The organism is Sulfuritortus calidifontis (assembly GCF_003967275.1).
Lineage (GTDB): Bacteria > Pseudomonadota > Gammaproteobacteria > Burkholderiales > Thiobacillaceae > Sulfuritortus > Sulfuritortus calidifontis.
This window is the reverse complement of the sequence record NZ_AP018721.1, coordinates 1,084,594-1,111,531: the sequence shown is the minus strand read 5'-3', so window position 1 is coordinate 1,111,531 and position 26,938 is coordinate 1,084,594. Positions and strand designations below refer to the sequence as shown.

The window sequence follows — 26,938 nt, the reverse complement described above, 5'->3', positions numbered from 1 at the left end:
CCGGACGGATCAGCGCATTTTCTGATCGATGGCGTCGGCCAGACCGCGCAGGATGCCGGAAGTCACCGCGGCCAGGCGGCCGGCCGCCTCCTGCGCGGTCTGCCTGGCCTCGCTGGCGGAACCCGAGGCGACCGCATTCAGCTTGTTGCTCAAGACGCTGACCGTGTCGCGTACCTGGCTGCCGGTGTCGGTGCCGGTACGGGCGAGGTGCTCGCGCAGCTTGTCGAATTCGGTCTTCAGCAGGCCCTGGGTCTTTTCGCTCGTATTCTTCAGTGTGCCGACCAGGTCGTCTTCAAGATTCTTCACCGCCTCCAGCGCAGCACGCAGGTCCGCGTCGGCAAACTGCCTGCCCTCGCCCCAGGCTTCCTCGACTGCCATCTTCACCGCATAGACCGACTTGGCCACCGCCTCGTCCAGGCCGGCCATGGCCTCTTTCAAGGCTTCGCCGGCGTGATTGCCGCGCTGGGCCAGGCCGCTGCCAAGGCCATCGACTGCGGCCTGCATCACCGCCTTGATCGCCTTCGGGTCGGCCTCGCGCTTGAGGATGGCATCGGTCACCAACTGCCGCACCCGGGCGCGCAGATTCTCCGCCTCGCTGGCCGCCTGGCGCACCGGCTCCAGCACGTCTTGCACGTTTTCATCGCCCATCATCATCTCCTTTGCTGTCGTCGCCGCGCATTATGCGCCCTTACGGTTTTAATACTAGACAAGATCGATCCGGGCTGGCTTAATCTCGGGGTCGACACCAGGCAGTCATCCATGCGACGCAGCTTCGCCACCCTGCTTTGCCTTGCCGTACTGATCTGCTCCGCCCCGAGCCGGGCGGAAGATTCCCTCTCCGAAGACATCCGGCAACAGACCACCCCGCTTTTGCAGGCCCTCAAGTTGCTCGGCACTCCCTATAAATTCGGCGGCAGCAGCCCGGACAAGGGCGTCGACTGCAGTGGTCTGGTGCGCCATGTCTACAAGCAGGGCGCCGATATCGCCTTGCCGCGCAGCGCCAAGGCCATGAGCCAGAACGGCGAGGCCGTGGCCAAGGCCGATCTCAAGCCGGGCGATCTGGTGTTCTTCAACACCCTGAAGCGGCCGTTCTCCCATGTCGGCATCTATGCCGGCGACGGCAAGTTCGTCCACGCCAGCAGCCGGCGGGAAAAGCAGGTGACCATCTCCAACCTGGACGACGGTTATTGGGCCAAACGCTTCAATGGCGCGCGCCGTCTGGTCCAACCGCAATAGATTCAGGGCGGGGGTCGGGCTCGGCCTGCTTTGGCTCGCGCCGGCCTGGGCCTGGGCCACGAGCGAGGAAGAGCTGTTCTGGAAGAGCATCGACCAGGTCAACGAAGGGCAGTTGCGTTTCCTCGAACAGGCGCCGGACAAGCCGGTGCATCATCTGCACAACCACATCCGCATCCGGCCCGACAGCCTGAAGACCGGTTGGGTCAAGCTCGAGCAGTGTCATGAGCACCTCGACGCCTTCCCGCGCAGCCAAATCGTCTACAACGCCGATCGCATCCGCCGGCTGGCCATCACCCGCCATCAGGGTATCGGCCAGGCCTGGGTCGAGGGCCCCAGCATCCAGTTGCGCGAGACCGGCAAGGGCGCCTCGATTTGCATCCGGGCCGAAACCCGGGCCCTGGAGATCGTCCGCGCCGATCGCTTCACCCTGCACAACGGCCCCTACATGCGGCGCTTTCTCGACGGCTTCTATCCGATGCGGGTCAGCCTGCAAGTGCGGCTCGATGCCAAGGACCTGCGCTATGCCGGCAGCCAACCCGCCCCGCAAACCGGTTTTCGGGTCTGGCAGGAACCGGGCCAGGTCCGCTACGAGGCCCTGTTCGAAGGCATCCTCAATACCGCCTTGCAGTTCGAGCGCGTGCCCGAACCCTGATCGCCCGCCGCAGGCGGGCGCCGAGACCCGTCTCCGGATTGACCGCCCTGGTCTTAGAGCCTGTCTCATAAAATGGCTCTTATTCCGGCCGCCAGCCGTCGGTCAGGGTCCGCATGAAGGCGACGATGTCGTCGACCTCCTGGTCGGTGAGCTTCAAATCGCCCAGTTCTTCGCGGTTGACGTTGGCCGCCACCTCGGGCGCCGGCCAGCAGTTCTGCCGCAGCGCCTCGGCCTCGGGCAGCGCCTGCTTGCAGCGCGGCCGCGTGTCGCGATCGTTGTAGAACAGGGTCACCCCGCGCAGGGTGTTGAAGTAGCCGTTGTGCATGTAAGGCGCAGTCAGCGCGATGTTGCGCAAGGTGGGCACCTTGAACTTGCCATCCTCCGACCGTTTCTTCACCGTCGCGCCCAGGCCGCGATCGACGAAGTGCCGGCCGGCCGGATTGAGCGACTTGGGCAATCGGTAGAAGGGATTGTCCGGGTTCTTCGGCACACCCAGATTGTCGTAGGTGAAGTCGGTGAACAGCGGCGGCTCACCCTGGGGGCCGGGCCGGCTGGGGTGGCAGGCGGCGCAGTTGCCCTTCTTCTCGTCCTCGAACAGCTTAAGGCCGCGCAACTCCTGCTCGGTGAGACTGGCCTGACCGGCCAGATAGGCATCGTATTTGGAACTGAAAGGGGCAAAGCGCGGCGTACGCTCGAAGGCGGCGATCGCCTCGACCATGTGCCGGTAGGCGCGGTCGACCTGGTTCAAGGCGCCCTGACCGAACACCTGCTCGAACAGCGGGGCATAGGCGGCGCGGCGCAGCTTCCGAACCACGGTCTTCTTGTCCGGATTGGCCATCTCCAGGGGGTTGAGGAAAGGCCCCTCGGCCTGCTGCTCGAGATCGGCGGCCCGGCCGTCGAGGAACTGGCCGCCAACATACAGGCCTTCCTCCTTGTCGAAATGGAATTTCGGACTGAAGGCCGCATACAGCGCCGTCGGCGCATTGCGGCTGCCCAGCCGGCCGGGCCGCACGCCCCTGGACACCGGCAAGGCGCGGTTGGGGTCGGTGAAGGCGGCATTGGGGTCATGACAGGTGGCGCAGGCCTGACCGGCCGGCTCCGACAGATTGGCGTCGAAAAAGATCGCCTGGCCCAGTTGTTCCATGACGGCCTGGCGATTGGCGGATACCGGCTCGGCCCCCGCAGGGGGCACCAGCACGGTGACCAACACCGCGAGCCACCGTACAACCTTCAGATTCCTACTCAGCACGAAATTCCGTTCTCCATGACCGGTTACCGCCTGGTGGTTTGAATACAACTATAAATTCCGTGTTTGGACAATCTGGCTCAACTCGGCACAGCCGCACAAGGCCATGGTGGCCTCCAGCTCGTCGCGCATCAGGCGAATCACGTGAGCCACACCGAAGGCGCCAGCACAGGCCAGCCCCCAAATATAGGGGCGGCCGAGCAACACCGCGCTGGCTCCCAGGCTGAGCGCCTTGAAAACATCGCAGCCGCTCCGGATACCACTATCAAGTAATACCGGTACCCGCCCCGCTACCCGGCTGAGGATCGGTGGCAACGCCAACAGGCTAGCTGGCGCACCATCAAGTACCCGGCCACCGTGGTTGGATACCACCAAGCCGTCGCAACCCAAACCGACCACACGCTCGGCATCATCCGGATGGAGAACTCCCTTGACAATGAGGGGCAGACGAATCCGCTCGCGTAACCAGGCCAGGTCATCCCAGGTCGGCGCCTGGGCCATCCAGCCTTGAAACACTCTACTCTGTCCGCTCGGAACCTGATCCGCCATCAACGGCTGTTCCAAATTCTCTGCGGCCACCCCTTCAGGCAGGACCAGCGTCGACTGCTTGAAGGGGGCGTCTACTGTCAGCATCAAGGCCGGACAACCCGCCACCTCGGCCCGTCTGGCGAGGCGTAAGGTGCGCTCACGCTCTCCCTGCCAGTAGAGTTGGAACCAGGGGGCGACACCAATCTGGCAGCCCGCCTCAACAATCTCCTCGATAGACTGACTGGCCAGACTGCTGATCACCATAGCGCCACCCTGGGCGGCAGCAGCCATGCTAGTGGCGCATTCGCCGTCTGGATGAAACAGGCGCTGATAGGCAATGGGCGCGAGCAGGATCGGATGCAACAGCGTCTGACCGAACAAGGTCAGACGCGTATTCCCTTGACGCACATCGACCAGCGGCCGTGGTATCAGAGGTACAGTCTCGAATGCTTGCCGGTTGGCGGCAAGACTCAGTCCGTTCCCGCTGCCATCATGCAGATAATGCCAAGTGGTTGGGTTCAGACAGGCGCGGGCGAGCGGCTCATAATCGGCCAAGGTAGTGATACCTTCCGGCAAGGCGTCGATACGCGCCGACATCAGGAATCCGCCCAGCGCCGCAACAGGTTGTGATATACCCCTGTCAGGCGTACTACCGGGTTGATTTCTCCAACCTGCTCACGCAGCCTCAGCAGGGCCATGTCCATGTCGAACAGCAGACGGCGCTGGCCTGGATCGCGCACCATACTCTGAATGAACATGAAACAGGCCAGGCGCACGCCACGCGTGACCGGCGCGACCTGGTGAATGGAAGAAGACGGATAGACCACGAGGCTGCCGGCCTTGAGCTTGATGCCATGGCAACCGAAGGTATCCTCGATGATCAGTTCGCCACCGTCATATTCCTCCGGCTCGGATAAAAACAGAGTGGCGGAGACATCCGCACGCACATAGCCGCCACCCTCGGGCAGAAGGCGCATGGCATTGTCTGTGTGAAAACCGTAGTAATTTGCCTTGCCAACATAGCGGTTGAAGAATGGTGGCAAGATTTTCAAGGGCAGTGCCGCCGTGAAGAATAGGGCGTTGCGGCCGAGGGCCGTGAGTACCATGTGGCGAAGGGTCGGCAGATGCGTTGCCTCCTCCGGCAATTGCTGATTGTTCTTGACTTGGGCCGCCTGGGTGCCAGCGGTAATGCGACCGCTGGCCCAGACGGAACGACCAAGCAGATCACGGGCGGTAGCCACTTCGTCTGGCGTGAAAACATCGTCAATGGTAATGAGCATTGCTTGCCCCTCTTGCCTCGAATCAAAATGGCCGCCGGTCCTAGCTAGGCGAACCGTCAGAACTTAAACTCACCGGTAAGTAGTAGCCGGCGCCGGATACCGGGTACGGTGAAGCCGCCGTTGTCGTAGACTGCGTCGTAATACACCTTGTCGAATAGGTTCTGCACGTTTAGACGAACGGTGTACTGCTTCTGCTCGTAGGCGAGCATGGCATCCCAGCGTACATAGGCTGGTGCCGTGTTGGGAGTGAACCTACCATCGGCGAACAGGCTATTGGCATTCTGGGTCGATGGTACATAAACCAAACGTTTACCCTTGGCCTCGACCCCACCACCCAGTTTCCAGGAGCCGGCCAGCTTATAGGTGGTCCAGAGGTTGAAAGTATAGTCCGGGGTGTTGCGTGCCTTCTGGCCCTTGAGCCGAGCGTCAGCCACGTCGGGGTCGGTGCCAGCGTCCGGGCCGTCGCGGTTCACCGCTACCTCCAGGATCTTGGCGTTCATCAGGGCCAGACCGGCGAACACTTCCCAACGCTCATTAATGCGACCGGCCGCCTCGAACTCGATGCCGTCGGTGCGGCGCCTGTTGGTCAGGATGGCCGCGCTCGATTCGAGGTCGGTGTTGCGCTCATACTCCTTGTCGGCCCGGTAGAGCGCGGCGCGCAGGGCCAGGTCGCCGTCGAGCAGCAGCTTCTTCACCCCCAGCTCGACCACCTGGCTGCGCTCGGGCGGATAGGCACCGCCGGAGAGCTGGTAGAGGTCTGCGGTCGGACTGAAGGAATCGCTGAAGCTCAGGTAGTAATGGTTGACCTCGCTCGGTTGCCAAGACAGGCCAGTGCGCAGGCTCCACTCGCCGAAATTCAGCTTGGGCGAGGTCAGGCTGGAATACTCGGCGTCAAGCTGGTCGCGCCGGACACCGAACAGCAGCTTCCATTGGGGCATGAACTCGATCGAGTCCTGAAAATAGACGGCATAAGTTTCACCGTTGTAGGTGGTCGGCGCGCCCACGACGTTCTTCGAGTAATAGGGAAAGCTGCCTAGGTTACTCAGGCTCCAGCGGGTGGCGTCCTCGTTCAGATATTCGAAGCCGGCGAGGAACTCGTGCTTCATGCCCAGGGCATCGAACCTGGCGTTGAAATCCGACTGCAGGGTCAGATTCTCGGTATCCATCTTGCGGGTCTTCGGGCTGTTGCCATCGGCGTCTGGCGGCGTGGTGTTGGACGGTGCCGAGGCCCAGTAGGCGCGCTGGTAATGGGCATAGCGCAATTGCGTACGCAGCTCGGCCTTGGTCGAAAATCGGTGTTGGTGGCTGAGCGTGGTCATGCTGGTGTCACTGTCGTCGAAGTTGGCACCGACGCCCCAGAAATAGTCGGCCGGGTATTTCTTGGTCGGCCGCTTGGTCGCCGAGTCGAACGGGACACCGTAGTCCGGGTTGTCCCGGGTACGGGTCTGGATGTGGCTCAAGATGAACTCGTCGTCGGTGCTGATACCCAGCCCCAGACTGACAGCCAGCCCATAGCGGTGTAGATCAGGCTCGGCACCGGTCGCCGGGTTCTCCCGCCAACTGCCCTCGTCGCGCTTCATCACGTTGACCCGGATGGCGCTGGTACGGCCCAGGCGTTTATTGAAGTCGCCGGTTGCCTCGCCGTATTCGTTCGAACCCAAGCTGCCGCTAATCTTGTGCCGGTCAGTGAGCAGCGGCGTCTTGCTCACCTGGTTGATCACGCCGCCGGCCTGACCGCGGCCGAATAGCATGGCGGCCGAGCCGCGCAGCACGTCGACCTGCTCCAGGTTGAAGGTCTCACGGTTGTACTGGGCGGTATCGCGAATGCCGTCCAGATACATGTCGCCGAAGGTGTAGAAGCCGCGTAACATCATGTTGTCACCCGAGCGACCACCCTCGGCGGCGTTGAAGGTCAGGCCAGACACATTGCGCAACGCCTCGCGCAGGCTGCCCACCTGCTGTTCTTCCATGAGCTTGTTGGTCACCGTAGTGACCGCCTGCGGAATGTCGTGCGGATCCTGCAGCGTCTTGCCGACCCGGGTTACGGTGGCCCGGTAGCCGTCCTGTTCGGTCTCGACATCTGCCTCAACAGCGACGGTGGACAGCACCTGCTCGCCAGTCGCAGCACGTGGCGCCTCCTCGGCCAGGGCGGACAGCGACAGACCAGCCATCATCATCGCCCCCAGGGGCAACAGGGCCGGCTTGCGGCCGGAATTGGCATCTTCGGCGAAAACAGGTCTAACCACTTTGCCCGGGCAGAATTTTTTCTTGTGTGGCATCAGCAACTCCTTTGTTCAGATCAGGTTGAATGACATTCAAGGCTGGCTGGCATCGGGTAGCTGGCTGGCACATAAATTGAATGATGACTTATCGCGGCGAGCGTGGATCGGTGACAAAGCCGATCCGGGTCAGGCCCAGGCGCCCCGCCTCCGCCATCACCTCGGCAACATGGCGATACGGCACCGCCTGGTCGGCCAGAATATGCAGCTCCGGCTGTGGCGAGCGGTTGGCAGCGGTGTGCAGACGCAAACTGAGTTCCTCGCGGGAGACCGATTCGCCGTTCCAGTTGACCTCGCCGTCCGGACCGATAGCCAGGCGCACCGGCTCCTGCGGAGTCTGGTCGATCTGGCTGGCAACACGCGGCAGATCGACCTTTACCGCATGGGTCAGCAGCGGCGCGGTGACGATGAAGATCACCAACAGCACCAGCATGACGTCGATCAGCGGGATCATGTTGATCTCGGCTATCGGCCGGCTGTTCGCATTCTGGGAAAAACCGCCAAAGGCCATTACGCGGCCCTCGCCAGGGTTTGTGGCAAGGCATTTCGGCCTTCGGCCCGGATGCCGGTGGACATGAAGGCGAACAAGTCGTGGGCGAAGCCGTCGAGCTCAGCCAGCAACAGGCGGTTGGCACGGGCGAAGGCGTTGTAGGCGAGCACGGCTGGGATGGCCACGGCCAGGCCCAGCGCGGTCATGATCAAAGCCTCGCCGATCGGGCCGGCCACTTGGCCCAGGCTTCCCTGACCGCTCATGCCGATGTTGAGCAGGGCGTGGTAGATGCCCCAGACCGTGCCGAACAAGCCGACGAAAGGCGCGCTGGAGGCAACCGAGGCAAGCACAGTAAGGCCATATTCCAGGCGTGCGGTGTCTTGCTCCATAGCCCGGCGCAGGGCGCGGGTGAGAAACTCGTCGGCCGAGCCGGCCTCGACCAGGCGGTAACTGCTGCGGTTGCGGTATTGCTCGGCCGCGCGCAGGCCGTGATGGGTCAGGTGGGAGAAGGGATCGCCCACGCCCTGCCGATCGATATGCTTGGCCACCTCGGCCATGTCCGTCGCGTTCCAAAACTCGGCGAGGAAGGCCCGTGCGCGGCGGCGCATGCGCCATTGCGCGATGGACTTGCCGACGATGAGATACCAAGTGGCAACCGACATCACAGCCAGCACCACCAACAGGAACTGGCCAAGGCCGTCGGCTTGGCCCAGGAAATGGGCAAATCCCATGTCTTGCTGCATGTTCAACTCCTCAAGGAAAAAACAATCGGGACCACAACCCAGGCACCGACGGCGGCGTCGCCTTGGCGGGCCGGGACGAAGCGCCATTTGCGCACGGCGCTCAGGGCCGCGTTATCCAGCCGCTCGAAGCCGCTGCTGGTCTTGAGCTCGACCCGGGCCGCGCTGCCATCGGGCTCGACATAGACTCGCAGCAGCACCTTGCCCTGCTCGCCCATGCGGCGCGACAAGGCCGGATAGGCCGGGGCCGGGTTGCTTAGATAGTCGGCATCGAAGCGCGGAGGCACCACGGTCGCCGGCGCCGCCGTTGCGGCCTGGGCCGCAGTCGCTGCAGGTGCGACTTCTGTCATTTCCATTTCGGACCTGGCAGCGGCCTGGGGCATGCTTGCGCTCATGGACGCCGGAGTCGACGCCGGCGCGGCCAGGATCGGCGGCTGTGGCACCGCCATCGGTGCCACAGCCGGCCGGGGCCGCGCCGGCTCGGCCGGCTTGGGCGCCGGTGGCGCCAGCTCGACCAGGCTCACCATCAGTGGCCGGTCCTGGCCCCGGGCCTGGACGTCGGGCTTGGCACTGAGCAGGGCGAAGACGGCCAGTCCGTGCAAGAGCGTGACGAGACCAAGCGTACGCCAATTGATCCGATCCGATGCCGGGCGATTCGGCCCGGCAGGATCAAGCTCCATGCTCATCCGGCGAGCCCCCGACACCCCAGACCATCGGCCCATTCCCAGGTCAGCCAGGCCCGGGCACGGGCGGCTTGAGTTGCCGCCGCCCGCGTCGGTGCTGCGTGCTCGGCCATATCCGAGGCCAGTATCTCACTCAAATAGCCGTACAACCGGCGCATGTCGCCATCGAGCTCGCCGGTTTCGGACAGGCGTTCCAAAAGATCGGCTGCCCGCCGGGCGGCCAGGCCGCAGCCGGTGACCGAATAACGCACCAGGTTGTCGAGGGCGGCGACGAAGATTTCGTTTTGTTCCGTTTGCATCGCATTCTCCTTTTCGATCAGAAACTGGCCTTGGCGCGCAGGCCGACCACGGTGAGCTCCCTGGCGGCGCCATTGCCGCCGGGGCGGCCGATCCACTGCAGATCGGGCGAGAGCTCCAGTTGCTCGTTCAGCCGCCAGGTGTAATAGAGCTCGGCCAGCCGCTCGGTGCCGCTGGGGCCATAGCCGTCGGGGTCGGCGTCTCGGTAGGTGTCGGCGGTCTTGAGCCAGCCCACCGCCAGACCCAGCCGGTCGTGCGCCCGGCCCCAATTTGCACCGGCAAGCTCCGCGCCGACCGTGAGCGCCCGATCGAAACGCACGCGCCCCTGAGTGGACTGACCATAGCGGGCGAACAGGCTGGCGTGCTGCGCGATCCGCTGGTCCAGGCTCACGCCCCAACCGCTGTGGCGCTCCTCCGTCACGCCGTCATAGGCAGTGGCCCGGCCGTTGCTCCAGGCATAGAGCCGGTAGCTGCCGGCAAGGCCGGCGCCCAACTCCTGCCCGGCCTCCAATTGGCCGATCACGAAGGGCTTGTCGAAGCTGCCCTCGAACGAGGCGCCCGGCCCCGAGCCGAACAGGCCGAGCGAGGCCTGCCAGTAATCGTTGCGCAGGCCCGGTTGGCGATAGGCCAGGCGGATGCCCGGGGTGAAGCCGTGCAGGTCCACGCCGACATCGCCGCCGGAATCCAACATCGGGTTGTGCACGAAGGCATGGTTGAGAAAGGCGGTCGTTTCGTCCCCGGCGATGGCGTTCTGATCGAAGAAAATGAAGGGATCGAGCTTGCCGACGGTGAACTCCATCCGGGCCGAGGTGCCGGTCTGCGCTTCGCCCAGCGGCAACGTCAGCTGATACCAGGCCTGGGCAAGCAGGGCGGCCGAATCGCCATCGTGCAGTTCGAAGACCGTGGAATTGGGTGTGGCCGTATAGCTCGGGTTGGCCAGGCTCAGGCCTTTACCCTGTCCCAGCCGCAGATGAGCGAACAGCTCACCCTGGGCCGGACCGATCATGCCGCCGGGCAGAGTGACCTCGATGTCGGCACGGTAATTGGCCTGGCTCCGGCTGCCGCGCACCTCGCCGCCCAGCGCGTCCTGCGCCACCATGGTCAGCCCGGCCCCGAAGGCAATCCCCTGCACGGCCTCGAGCCGCTCGACCGGTTTTTGCAGCGCGCCGACCCGGCTTTCGACCTGCGCCAGGCGCTCGGCCAAGCTGTTATTTCCCACGGCCGCAGCGCCACTGCGCTCGGCCTCCAGTTGGGCCACCCGCTCCGACAGCCGTTTGATCTCCTGCAACAGGAGTTCGCTATCGCTTGCGGCCTGGGCCGGCAGGGCCAGGCAACCCATCAGACAGAGCGCCGGCAGCTTGTGGTTGAACATGACTTCTCCTTACTTACGGTTTCCAGGTATCCGGCTGGCTACCAGGGCGGAGAAGCCCTTTGGCTGGCGCTGGGGTAATGCTTATTTGGTCAGGATCAACTTGCCGTTGCGTGTCTGCCGGAGCTGATAGCGTTCGCCCCGGTATTCGATCAGCACCACCCGGGCAGTGCCGAACAGGCTGCCGGCGTCGATCGTCCGGCTCCCGCCTGGCGCCTCGGGCGCCAACCGGCCGGGATGGGCCGGCTTGGTGGGTGATACGGTTTTCTCGCGGTGATCCATGATGGCGGTATCATAATGAGAATAATTCCTGTTTGCAATACTATTGATAATTGTTCTCATTTCTGATTAAATCACCTCACCCTGATTCAACCTGTCCTGATAGGAGTTGTATATGCGCCTTATCCGCACCAGCCTGGCCTTGCTGGCCTTGAGTCTCACCACCGCCGCCCTCGCCGCCGAGGTCGTGGTCTATTCCGCCCGCAACGAGCAGTTGATCAAGCCGCTGTTCGATGCCTACACCAAGGAGACCGGCGTGACGGTCAAGTTCGTCACCGACAAGGAAGGCCCGCTCATGGCGCGCCTGAAGGCCGAGGGCGCGAACACCCCGGCCGATCTGTTCATGACGGTGGATGCCGGCAACCTCTGGCAGGCCGCCGAGGAAGGCCTGCTGCAGCCGGTCGACTCCAAAAGCCTGCAGGCCAACATCCCGGCCCACCTGCGCGACCCGGGCAATGAATGGTTCGGCCTGTCGGTGCGGGCCCGCACCATCATCTACAACCCGAACAAGGTGAAGCCGGGCGAGCTTTCCAGCTATGAAGACCTGGCCGACCCGAAGTGGAAGGGCCGGCTCTGCCTGCGCACCTCGAAGAAGGTGTACAACCAGTCGCTGGTGGCGATGATGATCAAGGAATACGGCGAGCCGAAGACCGAGCAGATCGTGCGCGGCTGGGTCGCCAACCTGGCGACCGATCCCCTGCCGGACGACACCAAGGCCATGGAGGCGGTGGCCGCCGGCCTGTGCGACGTGACCCTGGTCAACACCTATTACTTCGGCCGGCTGATGGAAAAGAAGCCCAACCTGCCGCTGGCCATCTTCTGGCCGAACCAGAATGCCAAGGCCCCGAACGCGGGTGTCCACGTCAACGTCTCCGGCGCCGGCGTCACCCGGCACGCCAAGCGCAGGCAGGAGGCGATCCGCCTGCTCGAGTGGCTGGCCTCGGACAAGGCGCAAAACCTCTATGCCGACGTCAATCTGGAATACCCGGTCAATCCCAAGGTCAAGCCCGACCCCACGGTCGCCGCCTGGGGCAGCTTCCGCCAGAACCTGATCAACGTCGCCGAGGCCGGCCGCCTGCAGACCCGGGCCGTGATGCTGATGGACCGTGCCGGCTACAAATGAGGTGCCGCCGGCTCAGGGTAGAATCCGGCCCTGATGTCCGGACCTGACATGAATCCTCCCACCGGCCCGATCCGAGCGCCTCTTGCAGGCGCTCGCTTCGTTTCATTGCCCGCCTCGCCCTGGCTGGCGGCAGCGCCGATCGCCCTGATCACCGCCGTCCCGGTCCTGGTCCTGCTCGGCCACCTGCTGCATCCGGACCAGGTCATCTGGCAGCATCTGTGGCGTCACGTCCTGCCCGAGCTGCTGGTCAACACGGCCTGGCTCGCACTCGGGGTCGGCCTCGGCGTCAGCCTGCTCGGGGTGAGCCTGGCCTGGCTCACCGCCGCCTGCGATTACCCGGGCCGGCGCTTCTTCGCCTGGGCCCTGCTGCTGCCGCTGGCCCTGCCGGCCTATGTCACCGCCTTCGTCTGGCTCGGCCTGCTCGATTTCACCGGCCCCCTCGCCACCTGGCTGCGCGAGAGCTGGGGCATCCACTGGCTGCCGCCGATCCGCTCGCGCGCCGGGGTCATCCTGGTCATGGTCCTGGCGCTCTACCCTTACGTCTATCTCACGGCGCGCGCCGCCTTCCAGGGCATGGGCCCGCGCCTGACCGAAGCCGCGCAGTCGCTCGGGGTGCCGCGCTGGCGCGCCTTCTTCCGCGTGGCGCTGCCCATGGCCCGGCCTGGCATCACCGCCGGCGTCATGTTGGCCCTGATGGAGACCCTGGCCGACTTCGGCACGGTCTCGGTGTTCAACTACAACACCTTCACCACCGCCATCTACAAGGCCTGGTTCTCCATGTTCTCGCTGCCGGCCGCGGCCCAGCTCGCCTCGATCCTGATCTTCTTCGTGTTCGTGGTGGCCGTGCTGGAAAACCTCGCGCGCAGCCGGCGCAGCTATGCCGCATCGACCCGGGCGAGCCAGATTCCGGCGCGCATCGCGCTCAGGGGCGGCGGCGCGCTGCTCGCCTTCGCCTGGTCGGCCGGGGTCTTCGGCCTGGCCTTCGTCGTGCCCGTGCTCCAGATCGCCGATTGGGCGGCGGGCGTCTATGCCCAGGATTTCGATGCCCGCTATCTCGGCTTCGCCTGGCACTCGCTGCTGCTCTCGGCCCTGGGCGCCCTGATCGTGGTCGCTCTCGCCCTGGTGCTCGGCTATGCCCAAAGGCTGCGGCCGACCCCGGCCATGCGCCTGACCGCGCGCCTGGCCACCCTGGGCTACGCCCTGCCCGGCACGGTGCTGGCGGTGGGCATCTTCATCCCCGTGGCCTGGCTGGACAACCAGCTCATCGCCTTCTTCCGCCTCGACGGCCAGGTCCTCTCCGGCACGCTCTTGATCATGCTGCTGGCCTATTGCGCCCGCTTCCTCGCGGTCGGCTTCGGCCCGGTCGAGTCGGGCCTCTCCCGCATCACCCGCTCGGTCGACGAGGCGGCGCAGAGCCTGGGCGTGGTCGGTCGCCGGCGCCTGACCCGCATTCACCTGCCCATGCTGCGCGCCAGTCTGCTCACCGCCCTGGCCCTGGCCTTCGTCGATATCATGAAGGAACTGCCCATCACCCTGATGACCCGGCCCTTCGGCTGGGACACCCTGGCGGTGCGGGTTTTCGAGATGACCTCCGAAGGCGAGTGGGAGCGCGCCGCCCTGCCCGCGGCGGTCATCGTCCTGGTCGGCCTGCTGCCGACCTATTGGCTGATCAAGCACACCGAACATGCTCACACTTGAACACGTCGCCCAGTCCTACGGCAGCAAGCCGGTGCTCAAGGACGTCTCCTTCACCCTGAAAGCGGGCCAGATCGGCTGCCTGCTCGGGCCCTCCGGCTGCGGCAAGACCACCGCCCTGCGCCTGATCGCCGGTTTCGAGCAGATCAAGAGCGGCGCCATCTATCTCGACAACGAGGTCATCGCCCGGGCCGGCCATTGCCTGCCGGCGGAAAAGCGTCGGGTCGGCCTGGTGTTCCAGGACTACGCCCTGTTCCCCCATCTCAGCGTGGCGGCCAACGTCGGCTTCGGCCTGGGCCATCTGCCGGCCGCCGACCGCAACAACCGGATCGAGGAGATGCTCGACCTCGTGGGCCTGGCCCGCGAGGCCGGGGCCTATCCGCACCAGCTCTCCGGCGGCCAGCAGCAGCGCGTGGCCCTGGCCCGCGCCCTGGCGCCGCGGCCGCGGCTGTTGCTGCTGGATGAGCCCTTCTCCAACCTCGATGTCGAGCTGCGGGAAAAGCTCTCGCTCGAAGTGCGCGACATCCTCAAGCACGAGGCGATCACCGCGCTCCTGGTCACCCATGACCAGCACGAGGCCTTCGCCATGGCCGACATGGTGGGGGTGATGAACGACGGCCTGATCCAGCAGTGGGCCGCGCCCTACACCCTGTATCACGAGCCGGCCAACCGCTTCGTCGCCGACTTCATCGGCCAGGGCGTGTTCCTGCCCGGCCAGGTGCTGAGCGACAAGCAGGTGGAGATCGAACTGGGCGTGCTCGACGGCCGCATCCCGGGCGAGTGCGCCAGCAGCGGCGGTTGCGCCGTGTGCGGCAAGGGTTGCAAGGTCGATGTGCTGATCCGGCCCGACGACATCCTGCACGACGATGCCAGCCCGATGCAGGCCGAGGTCGAGCGCAAGGCCTTCCGCGGCGCCGAGTTCCTCTACACCCTGCGCCTGCCCACCGGCCACCGGGTGCTCACCCTGGTGCCCTCGCACCACAACCACGCCATCGGCGAGAAGATCGGCATCCGGCTCGACATCGACCACGTGATCGCCTTCCGCAGCCAGGAATAAAAACGCCCGGCAGCTATGATGAAGGCGTGTGTCTTCGTCGATTGCCATGCCCCCTGCCCTGATCGCCGGTCTGCTCGCGCCAGACGCCTACCCGCATCCGGCAGGCCAGGTGCGCCTGATCGAGACCCACATCTCCTGGGTGCTGATCGCGGGCGAGTTCGCCTACAAGCTGAAAAAACCGCTCGACCTGGGCTTTCTCGATTTCAGCACGCTGGAAAAACGCCGGCATTTCTGCGAGGAGGAGATCCGGCTCAACCGCCGGCTGGCGCCGGACATCTATCTCGACGTCGTCCCCGTCACCGGCAGCCTGGCGGCGCCCCGCATCGGCGGCGCTGGGCCCGTGTTGGAATGGGCCGTGCGCATGCGCGCCTTCCCGCCCGAGGCCACGCTCGACCGGGCAAATGCAATCAGCGCAGCGCAGGTCGATGCCATCGCCGATGTCATCGCCCGCTTCCACCGCGGCCTGCCCGCTGCCTCCACCGACAGCCCCTACGGCGAACCGGCCGCCGTGCTGCAACCCGCCCAGGAGAACTTCGCCCAGATTCGCGCCCTGCAGCCCGAGTGCAGCCTGCTGGGCCGGCTCGATGCCCTGGAGGCCTGGACCCGGAGCGAAGGCCAGCGCCTGGCGCCACGCCTGGCCGAACGCAAGCGCGCCGGCGCCATCCGCGAATGCCACGGCGACCTGCATCTGGGCAACATCGCCTGGGTCAATGATGCACCGCTCATCTTCGACTGCATCGAATTCAACCCCGGCCTGCGCTGGATCGACCTGCTGAGCGAGCTGGCCTTCCTGTTCATGGACCTCATGCATCGCGCCCGGCCCGACCTCGCCTGGCGCCTGCTCAACCGCTATCTCGAACACACCGGCGATTACACCGGGCTCGACGTATTCCGCTTCTATCTCGTCTACCGGGCCATGGTCCGGGCCAAGGTCGCGACCATCCGGGCGCGTCAGCAGCCAAGCCCAGCGAGCGAACTGCCGGACTACCTCGCCCTGGCCGAGACGCTCGCCCAGCCGCAGCCGGCCGCGCTCTTTCTCATGCATGGCGTCTCCGGCTCGGGCAAGACCTGGCTGGCGCAAATGGCGCTGGAGCGTTTCGGCGCCGTGCGCCTGCGCTCCGATGTCGAGCGCAAGCGCCTGTTCGGCCTCGACGCCCTGGACGACAGCCGCCGCATCGAAGGCGGCATCTACACCGAGGCGGCCAGCGCACGCACCTTCCAGAACCTGCTCGAATTGGCGACAACGCTCCTGCAGGCCGGCTACCGCGTGATCGTCGACGCCACCTTCCTCAAGCAGGCCCACCGCGCACCCTTCGTCGCGTTGGCCGAGGCCAGGGGACTGCCGCTGCGTATCCTCGACCTGCAGGCCGATGAGCCCCTGTTGCGCCAGCGCGTGCAGCAGCGCATGGCCCGGGCCGACGACGCCTCTGAGGCCGACCTCGCCGTGCTTGAGGCCCAGCTTCAGGCCGTCGAGCCGTTCACCGCCGCGGAGTCCAAACGGGTCGCCGTCTTCCGCGCCGAGGCATCGGCCGAGTGGCCTTCACGCCTGGCCAGCCTGCTCGAAGACAAAACCAAACCAAGCCTTTAAAAGACCTGTACATCCGCTGATGTTTTTAGTAGCATGAGAATCATTCTCATGACAGAGGCGATCATGACCCCGCTCGATCAACTCAAACCTCGCATGCGCGGCACCATCCACGACCTGCATGTCGGCAAGGAACTGGCCCGGCGCATGGCCGGTCTGGGCCTACGGCCTGGCAGCACGATCGAGGTAATCCGCCGCGCCCCGCTCAACGGCCCGATCCAGGTCCGCATCGGCCACACCGACCTCATGCTCCGCCGCAACGAGGCCGCCCAGATCAGCATCTGCCTCGCGGTATGAAACGCATCGCCCTGCTGGGCATGCCCAACACGGGCAAATCCACCTTCTTCAACCGGCTGACCGGCGCCGGCGCCCGCATCGGCAACTGGCCCGGCATCACGGTCGACCTCCTGTCGGCCAAGATCCTGCTGGGCGACGCCATGGTCGAGGTGGTCGACCTGCCCGGCATCTACAACATGCACGGCTTTTCCGAGGACGAACTGGTGGTGCGCCGCTTCTTGGAAAGCCAGCCGGTCAATCTCTTCGTCGTCGTGCTCAATGCGACCCAGCTCGATCGCCAGCTCGCCCTGCCCTTGCAGCTCAAGGCCTTGGGCCTGCCCATGGTGTTGCTGCTCAACATGGCGGACGAGGCGAAGAAGCTGGGGGTGCGGGTCGATGCCGAGCGTCTGTCGCAGGCCCTCGGCGCCCCGGTCCGCACCCTGTCGGCCAAGTTCGGCAGCGGCTTCGAGCTGGTCCGCCAGACCCTGGTCGAGCAAGTGCATCGGCACCCCAAGCTGCAACTGGCCGACAAGACCGCCTTCGAACAGGACGATTCGATCGAGCACGAGCTGAGCGCGCTGGTCAGCCAGAGCGTCAGCACGCCGGTGCAAGTGCCGGCCAGCGTCACCGACCGCATCGACCGGCTCATGCTCCACCCCTGGCTCGGCCTGCCGCTGTTCTTCGCCGTGATGTACCTCGCCTTCCAGGCCATCTACAGCATCGGCACGCCGCTGCAGGATGGCCTGGACTGGCTGCTCGGCAGCATCAAGGACGCCTGGCTCCTGCCCGCCGTCCAGGGCCTGCCGGCCGGGGCGCAGAGCTTCCTGGTCGAAGGCCTGTACGACGGCCTGGGCACGGTCGTCACCTTCCTGCCCATCATCATCATCTTCTTCCTGGTCATGGCCGTGGTGGAGGACAGCGGCTACCTCTCGCGCGCCGCCTTCCTGATGGACGCCCTGATGCATCGGCTCGGCCTCGACGGCCGCGCCTTTGTCATGCAGCTGATGGGTTTCGGCTGCAACGTGCCGGCCATCCTCGGCACCCGGGTGATGCGCTCACCCGGTCTGCGCCGGCTGACCATGCTGGTGATTCCGTTCTCGCTCTGCTCGGCCCGGCTGCAGGTCTTCCTCTTTCTCATCGGCGCCATCTTCGCGCCCAAGGCCGCGGCGCTGGCCCTGTTCTCGCTCTACCTGATGAGCTTCGTCATGGTCTTCCTCACCGCCTTGGTCTGGCGCGGCCGCTACCACAGCCGCGACCCATTGATGCTGGAACTGCCGCCCTATCGCCTGCCGACGCTGCGCTTTCTGCTGCTCGAAGGCTGGCGCAGCGCCGGGCATTTCCTCCGTGCGGCCGGCGGTTTCATCGTCGCCGGTGTCGTCCTGGTCTGGTTTCTCACCCATTACCCGTTCGACGCCGCGCCGGCCAGCGCCGCAACCCTGGCCGGCCGCCTGGCCGAGCTGGCCGCCCCCTTGATGGCGCCGCTGGGCCTCGACAGCCTGCTCTCCATCGCCCTGCTGTTCGGTTTCGTCGCCAAGGAGATCGTGATCGGCGCCCTGGCCGTGATCTACGGCCAAGGCGGCGACGAGCTGAGCCGGCTGCTGGCGCAAAAGCTCGACTGGGTGCAGGCCTACAGCTTCATGCTGTTCACCCTGATCTACACGCCCTGCCTGGCCACCCTATCGACCATCCGCCAGGAATCGAAGAGCTGGGGCTACACCCTGCTCGCTCTGGTTTGGCCGCTGACCCTGGCCTGGACGGTGAGCTTCCTGTTCTACCAGGCTGCCCGCAGCCTCGGCTTCTAGCCAGGACCGGCCGGTTCATTCGAACCAGCGGCCGAATCGGTCGGCAAGGCTGCGCTAAACTGCCGCCATGTTCTCCAGCCAAGTCCTTCTCGCTCGGCGCCTGATCTTCACCGTCGGCGCCGGCTTCGCCCTCGCCCTGCTGCTGATGGCGGCGATCACCTTCGTCGCCCTGGACGAGATGGCCGGCATCAACCAGCGGCTGGAACGCATCGTCAAGGAGAACAACGTCAAGAGCCGGCTGGCCAACGAGATGCGGGAGATCCTGCGCGACCGCACGGTGTCCATGCACTCCATCCTGGTGATCAGCGACGAGTTCGAAAAGGACGCGGAGATGCTGCGCTTCTACAGCTATGGAGAGAGCTACTCCAACACCCGAACCCAGCTCGCATCCATGCTGACCGAGCCGGAGGAAAAGGCCACGCTGGCAAGGCTGGATGCCCTCACCCGCGCCAACCAGCCGGTCATGGTCCGCCTGGTCAACCTGGGCATGGAGGGCTATACCTTCCTCGCCTTCGAGGTGCTGCAGAACGAGGCCATCCCACTGCAGCGCCAGCTGTTCGAGGAACTCGACACCCTGATCGACATTCAGCGCAGCATGACCCAGAAGGCCGCCAACGAGGCCGCCGCCGCCTACGCGAGCACGCGGCTCTGGCTGATCCTGCTCGGCATCGCCGCCGCCACCGTCAGCGGCCTGGTCGCGGTGGTGGTGATCCAGCGCACGGCCAAGCAGGCCGCGCTGACCGACCGGGAGCGCACCAAATATCTCACCTTGTTCGAGGCCAACACCGACGGCATCGTCATCCTCGACAGCGAAGGCTTCACCGATTGCAATCCGGCCACGCTGAGCATGTTTCGCTTCGAGTCGGTCGAGGACTTCAGGCGCATGCGGCCGGAGCAGCTCGGCGCCGACCCCCAGCCCAACGGTGAATCGGCCAAAGACATGGCAACCCGGCAGATCCAGGCCGCCATTCGCACGGGCCACAGCACCTTCGAATGGCTGGCCAGGCGCACCGACGGCAGCCAGTTCCCGGCCCAGATCATGCTCAACGCCATCGAACTCGACGGCAAGCCCTACATCCAGGCGATCATGCGCGACGTCACCACGCAGAAGGCCGCCGAGGCAGCGAAAAAAGCGGCGCACGACGCCGCCCTGGCCACGGCAGAGATGAAATCGCAGTTCGTCGCCAACGTCAGCCACGAGATCCGCACGCCGATGAATGGCATCATCGGCATGACCCGCCTGCTGCTCAGCACCGAGCTCGACGCACGCCAGCACGAATATGCCGAGACGGTGGCGCGCTCGGCCCATTCGCTCTTGCGCATCATCAACGACATCCTCGACTTCTCCAAGATCGAGGCCGGCCGCCTGAGCATCGAACAGATCGCCTTCGAGCCGCAGGCCCTGCTCAAAGACGTGCTGGAACTCTACGGCTACCGGGCCGAAGAAAAGCACCTGGCGCTCAAGCTGGAAGGCATGCACCGCCTGCCGGAGCGCGTGATCGGCGACCCTCTGCGCATCCGCCAAATCCTGCTCAACCTGCTCGACAATGCGCTCAAGTTCACCGAGCAGGGCGAAGTCTGCCTCAGCGTCCAGGCCATCGGCAGCGACAGCGAACGCAACTGGTACCGCTTCTCCGTGCGCGACACCGGCATCGGCATCCCGCAACCGGTGCTCGATCGCATCTTCGAGGCCTTCGCCCAGGCCGACGGCTCAACCAGCCGCAAATACGGCGGCACCGGACTCGGTCTCACCATCTGCCGGCAGTTGGCCGAACTGATGGGCGGCAACCTCACCGTCAGCAGCAAGATCGGTCAGGGCAGCAGCTTCCACCTTGACCTGCCCTTGTCCGCCACCACCGAGGAAGCCCCGACCAGCCCGGCCATGGCGCTGCCCGCGCTCCGGTTCAACCAGGTCCGCGTCCTGCTGGCCGAGGACAACCCGGTCAATCAGCGCCTGGTGCAATACATGCTGGAGAACATGGGCATCGCCGTCGAGCTGGCCGGCAATGGCATCGAGGCCTTCGACAAGGTCAAGGCCGGCGGCATCGATCTGGTGCTGATGGACTGCCAGATGCCCGAATGGGACGGCATGACCGCCAGCCGCGCCATCCGCGCCTGGGAAGCGGAACAGGAACTGCCGCAAACGCCTATCGTTGCCTTGACCGCCAACGCCATGCACGGCTTCGAGCAGACCTGCCGCGACGCCGGCATGAGCGACTACCTGACCAAGCCCATCCTCGACGAGGCCTTGGCCATAACTTTGGCCCGCTGGCTGCCGGGCAAGACCGAAGAGATCGAGCCGCCAGCGGGGGCACCGGATGAAGACATGCGCGAACCCGCAGCGGCCATGTCATTCGACCTGGACAAGATCATCCGCACCTGCAAGGGCAACGTGGACAAGGTGCAGGAGATGCTGACGGTTTTCGTCGACAGCACCGCCGGCTCGATCGAGGCACTGCGTCTCGCCCATCTGGCCGAAGACTCGGCCCGACTGGCCCGCGAGGCGCACCAGCTCAAGGGCGCGACCGCCTTCACCGGCGCCCAGGAACTGTATGCCCTCGCCTGCCGTCTGGAGCAAAACGCCAAGCAGGCCGACTGGCCGGCCATCGCCCCCGACCTGGATGCCCTGGGCGAGGCCTTCTCGCGTTTGCGCGCGCAAATCCGGCAACTCCCCGCGGATTCTTTGCAACACCCGGCCTGAATTCTCCCGGCTAATTCGGCCGTTGCCGGCGCCAACGGTCGAAATCGCCCGCCCGGCCCGGTAAAATCGAGGCATTCGCATCGTTCTTATCAAAGCTGTTTTCCATGCTCGACATCCAACTCTTCCGCAAAGACCTCGCCGCCGTCGCCCACCGCCTTGCCAGCCGCGGCTTTCAGCTGGACACCGGCCGCTTCGAAACCCTGGAGGCCGAACGCAAGGACATCCAGACCCGCACCCAGGAACTGCAGGCCAGGCGCAACAGCCTGTCCAAGATGATCGGCGTGGCCAAGGGCAAGGGCGAGGACGCTTCGGCCCTGATGGCCGAGGTCGGCGGCCTGGGTGACGAGCTCAAAGCCATGGAGACGCGCCTGGATGGCATCCAGGCCGAGCTGCAGGAACTGCTGGCGGCCATTCCCAACCTGCCGCAGCCGGACGTGCCGGTCGGCCCCGATGCCGAGGCCAACGTCGAGGTGCGCCGGGTCGGCACCCCGCGCCCGTTCGGGTTCACGCCCAAGGACCACGTCGACCTCGGCGAGGGCCTGGATCTGCTCGACTTCGCCACCGCGGCCAAGATCGCCAGCAGCCGCTTCGCCCTGATGCGCGGCGACCTTGCCCGCCTGCACCGGGCGCTGACCCAGTTCATGCTCGACATGCACACCCAGGAGCACGGCTACGAGGAGGTCTACGTGCCGTATCTGGTCAACGCCGATTCCCTGCGCGGCACCGGCCAGCTGCCCAAGTTCGAGGAAGACCTGTTCAAGCTCTCGAACGACATGTACCTCATCCCCACCGCCGAGGTGCCGGTGACCAACATCGTGCGCGACGAGATCATCCCGGCCGAGAACCTGCCGATCCGCCTGGTCGCCCACACCCCCTGCTTCCGCTCCGAGGCCGGCTCCTACGGCCGCGACACCCGGGGCATGATCCGCCAGCACCAGTTCGACAAGGTCGAGCTGGTGCAATTCGTCCGGCCCGAGGAATCCAACGCCGCGCTGGAGGAACTGACCGGCCACGCCGAGACCATCCTGCAGAAGCTGGGCCTGCCCTACCGGGTGATGCTGCTGTGCACCGGCGACATGGGCTTCTCCTCGAGCAAGACCTACGACCTGGAGGTATGGCTGCCGGGCCAGAATACCTACCGGGAGATCTCCTCCTGCTCCAACTTCGAGGCCTTCCAGGCCCGCCGCATGCAGGCCCGCTTCCGCGCCGACAAGGGCAAGCCGGAGCTGCTGCACACCCTCAACGGCTCCGGTCTCGCAGTCGGCCGCACGCTGGTCGCAGTACTGGAGAATTACCAAAACGAGGATGGCAGCGTGACCATCCCTGAGGTCTTGCGCCCCTATATGGGCGGCATGGAAAAACTCGCGGCCGCTTGAGCGTAAGCCTTACGGCTGGTAGGCCGGCTCGTACTTGAGCAGGATGTCGTAGTAGATGCGCACGTTCTCCGCCAGATAGCGCGCCTCGCCGCCGCGGGCGAAACCAAACTTGAGCTTGTCCTGATAGGCCGACTGCGCCAGCAGGGGCAGCACGTCCTTCACATCCTTCCAGGCATCCGGGTTCTTGCCCAGACTCGCCGTCAGCCGCCGGGCATCCTCCAGGTGGGCCATGCCCATGTTGTAGGCGGCCAGCGCCATCCAAGTCCGGTCCGGCTCGGGGATGCGCACCGGCAGCCCTTCTTTCAAGGTCAGCACGTAGCGGGCCCCGCCGAGGATGCTCTCCAGGGGGTCCAGGCGGTTCTTCACGCCCAGGCGGTCGGCCGTCTCGCCGGTCAGCATCATCATGCCACGCACGCCGGTCGGCGAAGTCGCGTTCGGATCCCAGTGCGATTCCTGATAAGCCAGGGCCGCGAGGAAGCGCCAGTCGAGCCCGGTCTCCATCTGCGCCTGCTGGAACAGCGGCCTGTAGCGAACCAGCAGGCTGGTGCGCCGCTCCAGGATGCCGCGCACGTCGGCCTCTTCCAGGCGCTGGATATGACCGAAATAGCGCTCCTGCAGTTGCTTGAGTTCACCGCTCTTTTTCAGCGCGGCGAAAAATTCTTCCAGCTTTTTCGATAGCGCGAGCGGCGTGTTTTTCGGCATCAGCCAAACCAGCGGACGCGGCTTGCCCAGTTCCATGGCGACGCCGAGGTCGGGGTAGAAGTGGCGGGCGATGGTAAAGGCGGTCGAATCGGCCACGGTGCAATCGGACAGGCCGCTTTGCACCCGTTCGAGCAATTCATCCTCGCCGTTCGCCGAAACCTCAGACCACTTCAGACTGGGGTGGCGCAGACGCAGCCACCAGAGGGCGTCGACATGGCTGCTGTTGGCCACCACCTCGATCCGCTTGCCGGCCAGGTCCTTGGGCCGCTTGGGCAGGTCCTTTTCGCTGCGGCAGATGATCTGCTCGGTCACCTCGGCATATTTCGGCCCCAGGGTGTACTTGAGATCGCGCGCCGGCGTCGCGGTCAGGCCGGCGGCGGCGACGTGGGCGGTGCCGTTGTCGATGCGCTCGAACAACTCGTCGAGGCTGGCCACCGCCTCGACCCGAAGCCGCCAACCGTTGGCCTCGGCGAAACGGCTGACCAGGTCGTACTCGAAACCGGTCGGCTGACCGGAAGGACTGATGTAATAGGTGGAGGGGCTGCTCCGGGTGACCACGACCAGGATGCCGGTCTGCTCCGGACCCTCGATCGGCTTGGGGCCGCACGCAGCCAGCAGCAGCGCCAACAGCGCGGCACCGATGCTGCGCAGCGGGTACGAGATGCCGTGCTTCTGGCTTCCTGGATACTTCATGACAGTCAGAACACCGCCTTTCGGGTTTACGCCTAGCAGCCGTCAAGAAACCGGCGACCGGACCCCGATTATAGGTGCCCGGCCCGGCCCGGAAAAACCCGGAAAACCGCGTAGAAGCGCGGCGCGACTTGAACTAGCCGGCCGCGGCCACTATACTGCCCAGCTTTTCGCGGCCGTCCCGACCCGGCCATGAACAAGTCATCTGGAGAGGTGGCAGAGTGGTCGAATGCACCGGATTCGAAATCCGGCATATGGGTCTCCCGTATCGGGGGTTCGAATCCCCCCCTCTCCGCCAAACAAGAAAGCCGGCCTCTGGTCGGCTTTGTTGTTTGGTGAGCGGGGGGCTGATGAGAACCCCCTCGGGTTCGACAGCCGAGCACTGCTCGGCTGGACGCACCGAAGGTGCGGTCCCGGAGCGCAGCGCAGGGACGAGGGATGCGCCCAAGCGCAGCCCGAGCAATCCCCCCCTCTCCGCCAAACAAGAAAGCCGGCCTCTGGTCGGCTTTGTTGTTTGGTGAGCGGGGGGCTGATGAGAACCCCCTCGGGTTCGACAGCCGAGCACTGCTCGGCTGGACGCACCGAAGGTGCGGTCCCGGAGCGCAGCGCAGGGACGAGGGATGCGCCCAAGCGCAGCCCGAGCAATCCCCCCCTCTCCGCCAAACAAGAAAGCCGGCCACTGGTCGGCTTTGTTGTTTGGTGAGCGGGGGGCTGATGAGAACCCCCTCGGGTTCGACAACACGCCGCGAAGCGGCTTGTTGCGGCGCAGGCTAACGTGAGCACAGCGAACGTTAAGCTGTGCAACAGCGGCCGGAGCCACCACGATGCACAGCTCGGCTGAACGCACCGAAGGTGCGGTCCCGGAGCGCAGCGCAGGGACGCGGGATGCGCCCAAGCGCACCGAGCCATCCCTTCTTCGCCAAACCATGCCTTTATCGAGGGGAAACGAATCCACTTTACTTACCCTCTCCCACCGGGAGAGGGTGGCGAAGCCGGGTGAGGGAATGGGTGCCGAAAGGCGCCCTGTCGGGCACCCTCTTTCTCACCCTGTCCTCCGATAAGCCTCCATTCTTCGGTATCCCGGTGGGGAAGGGTCAAATACATTTGTTTCGGATCAATAAGCGAAGCGGCCGAAGCCAGCACCGCGCAACGCCGCAGATGGCCCACCGCAGTAGTTTTTCAACGGCCTGCTAATGGACAATCTGGGTTTAAGCCCGCCTTAATCTTCGCCGCCTAATCTGCGCTCCGTCGCCACCCATACGAGGAGCCACATCATGTCCACCCGTCACACCCTTCTGCTGGCCGCCGGCCTGCTGCTGGCCGCCGGTGCCCGGGCCGAAACGCCGAACGATTTCCTCGCCGGTTTCGCCAAAGAGGCCCTGGCGGCCGACGCCAATTTCAAAGGTTTCTCCGCCCAGCGCGGCGAACAGTTCTTCAAGACCCGTCATGGCGGCGAATGGAGCTGCGCCAGCTGTCACACCGAACGGCCCGGCCAGACCGGCCGCCACGCCGTCACCGGCAAGCGCATCGAGCCGCTGGCGCCGCAGGCCAACGCCGAGCGCTTCACCAGCCGCCGGCAGGTGGAGAAGTGGTTCAAGCGCAACTGCAACGACGTCCTCGACCGCCTCTGCACCGCCCAGGAAAAGGGCGACGTGCTGAGTTACCTGATGACCGTCAAACCCTGAAGGAGACCGCCATGACCAAACTGTCCAAGCCCCTGTGCGCCCTGCTCCTGCTCGCCGGCCTCGCCACCCAGTCGGCCCAGGCCGACGAGTTGCGCCCGGCCGGCCACAACGCCACCTGGCAGAAGGAATGCGGCACTTGTCATGTCGCCTACCCGCCCAGCCTGCTGCCGGCGGCATCCTGGCGCGAGATGATGAATACGCTCGACCGCCACTTCGGCACCGATGCCAGTTTGGAGGCCGCGCAGGCCAAGGAAATCCTGAATTTCCTCACGGCCAACGCCGGCCGCCGCGCCGCCCTCGACCGCGACGGCAAGCCCTTGCAGCGCATCACCGAGACGAACTGGTTCCGCCACGAACACGACGAGGTGCCGGCCAGGTTGTGGAAAGATGCCCGCGTGAAGAGCCCGGCCAACTGCGCCGCCTGCCACCAAAAGGCCGAGGCCGGCGATTACAGCGAGCGCAGCCTGCGCCTGCCGAGATAGGAGCAAAAAAATCATGGCAGACACCACCAAGGTTCTGGTCTGGGACATCCCGACCCGGGTGTTCCACTGGCTGCTGGCGGCCGCCTTCGTCGGCGCCTGGCTCACGGGCGATTCCGAGCGCTGGCGCCTGATCCACTTCACCCTCGGCTACACCCTCGCCGGCCTGATCGGCTTTCGCCTGATCTGGGGCCTGGCCGGCAGCCGCTACGCGCGGTTCCGGTCCTTCCTGTTCGGGCCGGGGAAGACCTGGGCCTATATCAAGGCCATGCTGGCCAACCGGCCCGCGCACTACCTCGGCCACAACCCGGCCGGCGCCCTGGCCATCTTCGGCCTGCTCGGCCTGGGCCTGGCCACGGCCGGCTCGGGCATCGCCATGGATTACGAGCTGGGCGGCGAATGGCTCGAGGAGTTCCACGAAATCGCCGCCAATGGCATGCTTGTCCTGGTGCTGGCGCATATCGCCGGCGTGGTGCTCGGCTGCCTGCAACACCGGGAGAACCTGGCCCGCGCCATGGTTACCGGCTATAAGCAGGGCGAGGCCGGCAGCGGCATCCGGCGCGGCCATGCCTGGCTGGGGCTGTTGCTGGCAGCAGCGGTGGCGGCCTTCTGGGCCGTCTACCCGAGCGTGGCGACGCCGCCGGTCGACGGCGGCCATGCTGAAGAGCACGCGGAACACGGCGACTGA

At 65.4% G+C, this 26,938-nt stretch carries 25 protein-coding genes and 1 tRNA gene; 14 read left to right on the top strand and 12 right to left on the bottom strand.

Annotation, left to right across the window (positions count from 1 at the left end; translation table 11 throughout):
- Window positions 1–9: 9 nt before the first annotated feature.
- Complete coding sequence (locus EL388_RS05815; RefSeq protein ID WP_126460935.1) at window positions 10–648, bottom strand: DUF6781 family protein; 639 nt, start codon at window positions 646–648, stop codon at window positions 10–12.
- Window positions 649–759: 111 nt separating this feature from the next.
- On the opposite strand from EL388_RS05815, the gene EL388_RS05810 reads away from it, so the two are divergent.
- Both EL388_RS05810 and EL388_RS05805 read left to right on the top strand, forming a co-directional pair.
- Entirely contained in the window at window positions 760–1,236 is a 477-nt protein-coding gene (locus EL388_RS05810; protein WP_126460932.1) for a C40 family peptidase, read from the top strand.
- Window positions 1,205–1,888, top strand: coding sequence for a hypothetical protein (locus tag EL388_RS05805; RefSeq protein ID WP_232019196.1), 684 nt, complete (start codon window positions 1,205–1,207; stop codon window positions 1,886–1,888). The genes EL388_RS05810 and EL388_RS05805 overlap by 32 nt, the downstream gene beginning before the upstream one ends.
- Before the next feature lie 79 nt (window positions 1,889–1,967).
- On the opposite strand, the gene EL388_RS05800 is transcribed toward EL388_RS05805, so the two are convergent.
- From EL388_RS05800 to hemP, 10 genes are all read right to left on the bottom strand, one after another.
- Window positions 1,968–3,137, bottom strand: coding sequence for a cytochrome-c peroxidase (locus EL388_RS05800; protein ID WP_197721830.1), 1,170 nt, complete (start codon window positions 3,135–3,137; stop codon window positions 1,968–1,970).
- 48 nt (window positions 3,138–3,185) lie between these two features.
- A complete protein-coding gene (locus EL388_RS05795; RefSeq protein WP_126460930.1) occupies window positions 3,186–4,259 on the bottom strand; it encodes an alpha-hydroxy acid oxidase in 1,074 nt (357 codons plus the stop codon).
- The gene (locus tag EL388_RS05790) at window positions 4,259–4,942 is read right to left on the bottom strand and encodes a Fe2+-dependent dioxygenase (RefSeq protein WP_126460927.1); all 684 of its coding nucleotides are present in this window, start codon (window positions 4,940–4,942) and stop codon (window positions 4,259–4,261) included. Before EL388_RS05790 ends, EL388_RS05795 begins: the two co-directional genes overlap by 1 nt.
- 56 nt (window positions 4,943–4,998) lie before the next feature.
- A complete protein-coding gene (locus EL388_RS05785) occupies window positions 4,999–7,221 on the bottom strand; it encodes a TonB-dependent receptor (protein ID WP_197721829.1) in 2,223 nt (740 codons plus the stop codon).
- An 88-nt stretch (window positions 7,222–7,309) separates the two neighbouring features.
- Window positions 7,310–7,732, bottom strand: a complete 423-nt coding sequence (locus EL388_RS05780) for an ExbD/TolR family protein (RefSeq protein ID WP_126460924.1) — start codon at window positions 7,730–7,732, stop codon at window positions 7,310–7,312.
- Window positions 7,732–8,454, bottom strand: a complete 723-nt coding sequence (locus tag EL388_RS05775; protein ID WP_126460921.1) for a MotA/TolQ/ExbB proton channel family protein — start codon at window positions 8,452–8,454, stop codon at window positions 7,732–7,734. The genes EL388_RS05780 and EL388_RS05775 overlap by 1 nt, the downstream gene beginning before the upstream one ends.
- 2 nt (window positions 8,455–8,456) lie before the next feature.
- On the bottom strand, window positions 8,457–9,137 hold the full coding sequence (locus EL388_RS05770; protein WP_126460918.1) for an energy transducer TonB: 681 nt from the start codon (window positions 9,135–9,137) through the stop codon (window positions 8,457–8,459).
- The gene (locus tag EL388_RS05765) at window positions 9,134–9,433 is read right to left on the bottom strand and encodes a hypothetical protein (protein WP_126460915.1); all 300 of its coding nucleotides are present in this window, start codon (window positions 9,431–9,433) and stop codon (window positions 9,134–9,136) included. The genes EL388_RS05770 and EL388_RS05765 overlap by 4 nt, the downstream gene beginning before the upstream one ends.
- A gap of 17 nt (window positions 9,434–9,450) precedes the next feature.
- On the bottom strand, window positions 9,451–10,803 hold the full coding sequence (locus EL388_RS05760) for a carbohydrate porin (RefSeq protein WP_126460912.1): 1,353 nt from the start codon (window positions 10,801–10,803) through the stop codon (window positions 9,451–9,453).
- 81 nt (window positions 10,804–10,884) lie between these two features.
- Window positions 10,885–11,082: a hemin uptake protein HemP gene (hemP, locus tag EL388_RS05755; RefSeq protein ID WP_126460910.1), complete on the bottom strand. Its 198-nt coding sequence runs from the start codon at window positions 11,080–11,082 to the stop codon at window positions 10,885–10,887.
- Window positions 11,083–11,194: 112 nt separating this feature from the next.
- On the opposite strand from hemP, the gene EL388_RS05750 reads away from it, so the two are divergent.
- The 8 genes from EL388_RS05750 (at window position 11,195) to serS (ending at window position 22,694) form a co-directional block, all read left to right on the top strand.
- On the top strand, window positions 11,195–12,202 hold the full coding sequence (locus tag EL388_RS05750) for a Fe(3+) ABC transporter substrate-binding protein (RefSeq protein WP_126460907.1): 1,008 nt from the start codon (window positions 11,195–11,197) through the stop codon (window positions 12,200–12,202).
- A gap of 105 nt (window positions 12,203–12,307) precedes the next feature.
- The gene (locus tag EL388_RS05745) at window positions 12,308–13,900 is read left to right on the top strand and encodes an ABC transporter permease (RefSeq protein ID WP_232019195.1); all 1,593 of its coding nucleotides are present in this window, start codon (window positions 12,308–12,310) and stop codon (window positions 13,898–13,900) included.
- On the top strand, window positions 13,887–14,954 hold the full coding sequence (locus EL388_RS05740) for an ABC transporter ATP-binding protein (protein WP_126460902.1): 1,068 nt from the start codon (window positions 13,887–13,889) through the stop codon (window positions 14,952–14,954). Before EL388_RS05745 ends, EL388_RS05740 begins: the two co-directional genes overlap by 14 nt.
- Window positions 14,955–15,000: 46 nt before the next feature.
- Complete coding sequence (locus EL388_RS05735; protein WP_126464022.1) at window positions 15,001–16,542, top strand: bifunctional aminoglycoside phosphotransferase/ATP-binding protein; 1,542 nt, start codon at window positions 15,001–15,003, stop codon at window positions 16,540–16,542.
- Window positions 16,543–16,590: 48 nt separating this feature from the next.
- The gene (locus EL388_RS05730) at window positions 16,591–16,836 is read left to right on the top strand and encodes a FeoA family protein (protein ID WP_232019194.1); all 246 of its coding nucleotides are present in this window, start codon (window positions 16,591–16,593) and stop codon (window positions 16,834–16,836) included.
- A complete protein-coding gene (gene feoB, locus EL388_RS05725) occupies window positions 16,833–18,617 on the top strand; it encodes a ferrous iron transport protein B (protein ID WP_126460899.1) in 1,785 nt (594 codons plus the stop codon). Before EL388_RS05730 ends, feoB begins: the two co-directional genes overlap by 4 nt.
- A gap of 67 nt (window positions 18,618–18,684) precedes the next feature.
- Window positions 18,685–21,318: an ATP-binding protein gene (locus tag EL388_RS05720; RefSeq protein WP_126460896.1), complete on the top strand. Its 2,634-nt coding sequence runs from the start codon at window positions 18,685–18,687 to the stop codon at window positions 21,316–21,318.
- Window positions 21,319–21,422: 104 nt separating this feature from the next.
- Window positions 21,423–22,694: a serine--tRNA ligase gene (gene serS / locus EL388_RS05715; protein ID WP_126460893.1), complete on the top strand. Its 1,272-nt coding sequence runs from the start codon at window positions 21,423–21,425 to the stop codon at window positions 22,692–22,694.
- A 9-nt stretch (window positions 22,695–22,703) separates the two neighbouring features.
- Here the strand turns inward: serS and mltF are convergent, their stop codons facing one another.
- On the bottom strand, window positions 22,704–24,089 hold the full coding sequence (gene mltF / locus EL388_RS05710) for a membrane-bound lytic murein transglycosylase MltF (protein WP_126460891.1): 1,386 nt from the start codon (window positions 24,087–24,089) through the stop codon (window positions 22,704–22,706).
- A gap of 204 nt (window positions 24,090–24,293) precedes the next feature.
- Here mltF and EL388_RS05705 point away from each other — a divergent pair.
- The 4 genes from EL388_RS05705 to EL388_RS05690 all read left to right on the top strand — a co-directional run bounded on the left by EL388_RS05705 (window position 24,294) and on the right by EL388_RS05690 (window position 26,938).
- Window positions 24,294–24,384: transfer RNA gene (locus EL388_RS05705), tRNA-Ser, on the top strand.
- A 976-nt stretch (window positions 24,385–25,360) separates the two neighbouring features.
- On the top strand, window positions 25,361–25,771 hold the full coding sequence (locus tag EL388_RS05700) for a DUF1924 domain-containing protein (RefSeq protein ID WP_126460888.1): 411 nt from the start codon (window positions 25,361–25,363) through the stop codon (window positions 25,769–25,771).
- 11 nt (window positions 25,772–25,782) lie between these two features.
- Window positions 25,783–26,253 (top strand): diheme cytochrome c, encoded by a 471-nt coding sequence (locus EL388_RS05695; protein WP_126460885.1) that lies wholly within the window; start codon window positions 25,783–25,785, stop codon window positions 26,251–26,253.
- 13 nt (window positions 26,254–26,266) lie between these two features.
- Window positions 26,267–26,938 (top strand): cytochrome b/b6 domain-containing protein, encoded by a 672-nt coding sequence (locus EL388_RS05690; protein ID WP_126460882.1) that lies wholly within the window; start codon window positions 26,267–26,269, stop codon window positions 26,936–26,938.

Bases quoted from the DNA above. Each gene is read 5' to 3' on its own strand.
- feoB (WP_126460899.1), top strand. From the start codon at position 16,833: ATGAAACGCATCGCCCTGCTGGGCATGCCCAACACGGGCAAATCCACC.
- EL388_RS05805 (WP_232019196.1), top strand. From the start codon at position 1,205: ATGGCGCGCGCCGTCTGGTCCAACCGCAATAGATTCAGGGCGGGGGTC.
- EL388_RS05780 (WP_126460924.1), bottom strand. From the start codon at position 7,732: ATGGCCTTTGGCGGTTTTTCCCAGAATGCGAACAGCCGGCCGATAGCC.
- EL388_RS05775 (WP_126460921.1), bottom strand. From the start codon at position 8,454: ATGCAGCAAGACATGGGATTTGCCCATTTCCTGGGCCAAGCCGACGGC.
- EL388_RS05730 (WP_232019194.1), top strand. From the start codon at position 16,591: ATGACAGAGGCGATCATGACCCCGCTCGATCAACTCAAACCTCGCATG.
- EL388_RS05795 (WP_126460930.1), bottom strand. From the start codon at position 4,259: ATGTCGGCGCGTATCGACGCCTTGCCGGAAGGTATCACTACCTTGGCC.
- EL388_RS05720 (WP_126460896.1), top strand. From the start codon at position 18,685: ATGTTCTCCAGCCAAGTCCTTCTCGCTCGGCGCCTGATCTTCACCGTC.
- EL388_RS05765 (WP_126460915.1), bottom strand. From the start codon at position 9,433: ATGCAAACGGAACAAAACGAAATCTTCGTCGCCGCCCTCGACAACCTG.
- EL388_RS05695 (WP_126460885.1), top strand. From the start codon at position 25,783: ATGACCAAACTGTCCAAGCCCCTGTGCGCCCTGCTCCTGCTCGCCGGC.
- EL388_RS05700 (WP_126460888.1), top strand. From the start codon at position 25,361: ATGTCCACCCGTCACACCCTTCTGCTGGCCGCCGGCCTGCTGCTGGCC.
- EL388_RS05760 (WP_126460912.1), bottom strand. From the start codon at position 10,803: ATGTTCAACCACAAGCTGCCGGCGCTCTGTCTGATGGGTTGCCTGGCC.
- serS (WP_126460893.1), top strand. From the start codon at position 21,423: ATGCTCGACATCCAACTCTTCCGCAAAGACCTCGCCGCCGTCGCCCAC.
- EL388_RS05690 (WP_126460882.1), top strand. From the start codon at position 26,267: ATGGCAGACACCACCAAGGTTCTGGTCTGGGACATCCCGACCCGGGTG.
- hemP (WP_126460910.1), bottom strand. From the start codon at position 11,082: ATGGATCACCGCGAGAAAACCGTATCACCCACCAAGCCGGCCCATCCC.
- EL388_RS05790 (WP_126460927.1), bottom strand. From the start codon at position 4,942: ATGCTCATTACCATTGACGATGTTTTCACGCCAGACGAAGTGGCTACC.
- EL388_RS05735 (WP_126464022.1), top strand. From the start codon at position 15,001: ATGCCCCCTGCCCTGATCGCCGGTCTGCTCGCGCCAGACGCCTACCCG.
- EL388_RS05750 (WP_126460907.1), top strand. From the start codon at position 11,195: ATGCGCCTTATCCGCACCAGCCTGGCCTTGCTGGCCTTGAGTCTCACC.
- EL388_RS05770 (WP_126460918.1), bottom strand. From the start codon at position 9,137: ATGAGCATGGAGCTTGATCCTGCCGGGCCGAATCGCCCGGCATCGGAT.
- EL388_RS05815 (WP_126460935.1), bottom strand. From the start codon at position 648: ATGGGCGATGAAAACGTGCAAGACGTGCTGGAGCCGGTGCGCCAGGCG.
- mltF (WP_126460891.1), bottom strand. From the start codon at position 24,089: ATGAAGTATCCAGGAAGCCAGAAGCACGGCATCTCGTACCCGCTGCGC.
- EL388_RS05740 (WP_126460902.1), top strand. From the start codon at position 13,887: ATGCTCACACTTGAACACGTCGCCCAGTCCTACGGCAGCAAGCCGGTG.
- EL388_RS05810 (WP_126460932.1), top strand. From the start codon at position 760: ATGCGACGCAGCTTCGCCACCCTGCTTTGCCTTGCCGTACTGATCTGC.
- EL388_RS05785 (WP_197721829.1), bottom strand. From the start codon at position 7,221: ATGCCACACAAGAAAAAATTCTGCCCGGGCAAAGTGGTTAGACCTGTT.